At 25.0% G+C, this 3,140-nt stretch carries 3 protein-coding genes; all 3 read right to left on the bottom strand.

The annotated features are described in order from the left end of the window. Positions 1 to 112: 112 nt before the first annotated feature. Positions 113 to 1,063: a peptidylprolyl isomerase gene (locus JWF52_RS10630; RefSeq protein WP_353654923.1), complete on the bottom strand. Its 951-nt coding sequence runs from the start codon at positions 1,061 to 1,063 to the stop codon at positions 113 to 115. Positions 1,064 to 1,100: 37 nt separating this feature from the next. Then, positions 1,101 to 1,910: a polysaccharide deacetylase family protein gene (locus JWF52_RS10625; protein ID WP_208333539.1), complete on the bottom strand. Its 810-nt coding sequence runs from the start codon at positions 1,908 to 1,910 to the stop codon at positions 1,101 to 1,103. Positions 1,911 to 2,096: 186 nt separating this feature from the next. After that, positions 2,097 to 3,140 (bottom strand): APC family permease (locus JWF52_RS10620; RefSeq protein ID WP_208333538.1); only part of this gene is annotated, 1,044 nt, incomplete at its 5' end.

The following is a 3,140-nucleotide window of genomic DNA, read 5'->3' as shown; positions in this document are numbered from 1 at the left end:
TAAATTAATAAGCTATTTTTTATACTTGTCTATAATAACATATTTTCTAATATTTTGACTAATTTTGTATTTTGAATACAAAACCACCTTGTATAAGGTGGTTAATTAAAATTTAATTTATTTTTATATCTGATTCTTTATTTAATTTTTCAATATGCTCTATATAATATTTTTTTAGTATTTCTTTATTTATCTCATCTTTGCTTTCTTGTATAGATTTTATTTTATCATTCTTATCATTAACTTTTACTATATGATATCCTTTGCTAGTTTCAATAATATTAGAAACTTCACCTTTATTTAATTTAAACACTTCATTCGTAAACTCTACATTTTTATCATCTTTATTAAAGTATCCTAATTCTCCACCATTTTTCCCACTTAGTTTATCATCTGAATATTCTTTAGCTAGTTCTTCAAAACTTTCTCCATTTTGTATTCTGATTAATATATCACTAGCCTTTTTTCTTAAAGCTTCATTTTCTTCTTTACTCACTAAATTATTATCTTTATTTAAGTTAGATATTAAAATATGAGATGCATTTATTTCTTTTGTTTTAAAATCATTTTTATTTTGCATATAATATGTTTTAATATCATCATTATTTATTTTTATGTTTTTTTCGAAATCTGATTTATAATTATTTATGGTCATATCTTTTTTAATTTCTTCCATTAAATACTCTTTATCTAATTTAATCTCATCTATTAATTTTTTATATTTAATATTTTTATTTAAAGCATTTTTTATTTCTTTATACCTTAATTCAATATCTTCTTCTTTTGGTGTAAATCCTTTTTCTTTTGCCTTTTGATATAAAACTTCATTATCAATCATAAAAGATAGTATATTATTTTTTATATCTTTATTATTTTTATTTTCTATTTTATCAGTATAATTTATATCTTTATATTTACTTGTGTTGTTTATTATATCAATTGTTTTTTCATACTGCTCTTTTGTTATATTAACTCCATTTACTGTTGCAATATTTTTATTACTACATCCTACCATTGATAAAGATAATAGGCTAATTATACCTACATAAAATGTCCTTTTCACTATAATGCACCTCATCTACTGTATCTTTTGTTTTGACTTATTTATATAAATTACCTATCCAGAAATTTTTAGGATTTTGGTTTTGACTTATTGGTAATAATTCATACCCTTGTTCTGATAAATACTTTAATACTTTATCTAGCGCTTCTACTGTCTGTTTTTTTTCATGTATTAAAACTACTATATCATCTTCATTACTAGAGTATGTTTTTACGTTTTCTAAAATTTTATTTGCGTCAGATTTCCAATCTTCTGTATCAACATTCCAGTCCCAAACTTTGTAATTTGCATCTACTAATGCTTTGTATGATTCAGATGGTGTATATGGCTTGCTTCCATAAGGTAATCTTACTAGACTAGATTCTTGACCTGTGATATCATAAAATGTTTTTCTATTTATATCAAACTCTTCTTTTGCAGAAATACTTTTTTTATAAAGTTTGTGTATATCATGAGATACACTATGAAATCCTGCAGTATTTCCACTTTCAACTATATTTTTAACTTGTTCAGGATAATTTTTCATATTTCTATCTATCAAGAAAAATGTTCCCTTTGCATTATATTTATTTAAGATTTCTATAATCTTATCAGTATATTTAGATGGCCCATCATCTATTGTTATATATGCAACTTTTCCAGAATTCCTCATTGGACCCTTATTCACTTCTTGAGTAGTGTTATAGATAATTTCAGTTATTGTTGTATTTGATAAATTATCATTTCTAAAGTCTTTGTAGTTTTTGGTATAACCATATCCTATCTTTATATTAGATGAAATTATTCCTAGTGTTAGTATTCCTGTACTTAAAAATATAACTTTTTGTTCTTTATTCATTTTGTTCATGGTTATGCCTCCATATTATGTCTTAATTTATACCTTATAATTTTAATTTTTTATTAAATTTAAATATACTCTGTATTTACTTCCTTTATATATTATTAGTCAATTTTTTTCTTTTATCAGTAAAATATAAAATAAAAAAAATAAATTATAGTATAAAAAACTCAAAGTTAAATAACTTTGAGTTTTTTATTTTAATTTATTTTTTATCATATAGTTATAAACAGGTATACCTATAGCTGTTATTAAAAGTCCTCCGACTGATATCATTGTAGTCTTGATCCCTGAGAAAAATAATTGATTAATTACTACAAATAAACCACTAAATATGGCTATTAAAGGTATAATTGGATATAGTGGTACTTTATAAGGCCTATATAAATTTGGCTGTTCTTTTCTTAATTTTATAACACCTATAAATGTTAAAACATAGAATATCCATATAGCAAAAACTGCTAAGTCAGTTAATAAATTAAATTGACCTGACAGAGCATATATAGATGAAATTATTGCTATTAATATTATTGAATTTGCTGGTACTTGAGAGCTATTTAACTTTGATAAACTCTTGTATCCTGGTAATGTCTTTTCATTAGCTAGTGTATATGTTACTCTTGACCCTGTTAGAATAAATCCATTTAATGTTCCAAACACTGATATTAATATACCTAATGTTATAATTTTACCACCAACAGATCCAAATATAGCTTCTGCTACTGCAGCTGCAGGTGCTGAGTACTTAGCTAAATCACTGGCTGGTAATACCCAAAGATATGCTAAATTTATTACTAAATAAACTGCCATAACTAATGCTAATCCACCAACTATAGCTTTTGGTAAATCTTTTTCTGGATTTTTCATTTCACCGGCTAACGCTCCAACATTTATCCATCCATCATAAGCAAATAGTATTGCTATTAAAACTTGTCCTAACACATTTCCCATACTTATACTTTCTCCAACAAGTGGCGATATTATTGCATTTTCACCACTTCCTTTTATAAATCCAAATACCATTATAAGTATAAGTGGTATTAATTTACAGGCTGTAGATACTGTCTGTATAGAACCTCCAGTTTTAGAACCTAGAGTATTTAATCCAGCAACTAAAATTATTATCCCTATTGCTATAGGTAGTAATAAGGAAGAATTACCTATTAAAGATGTTGCTTGTTGTGCAAATATAACCCCAAGTGCAGCTACGGTACCTGGAAAAAATAATACAGTTTGCAT

The sequence above is a fragment of the Clostridium sp. CCUG 7971 genome (assembly GCF_017590215.1).
Lineage (GTDB): Bacteria > Bacillota > Clostridia > Peptostreptococcales > Peptostreptococcaceae > Faecalimicrobium.
Note: the sequence above shows the minus strand (reverse complement) of the source record. Positions and strands in the feature narration are given on the sequence as shown.

Excerpts from the sequence above, each read along its gene's own strand:
- JWF52_RS10625 (WP_208333539.1), bottom strand. The coding sequence starts at position 1,910 with ATGAACAAAATGAATAAAGAACAAAAAGTTATATTTTTAAGTACAGGA.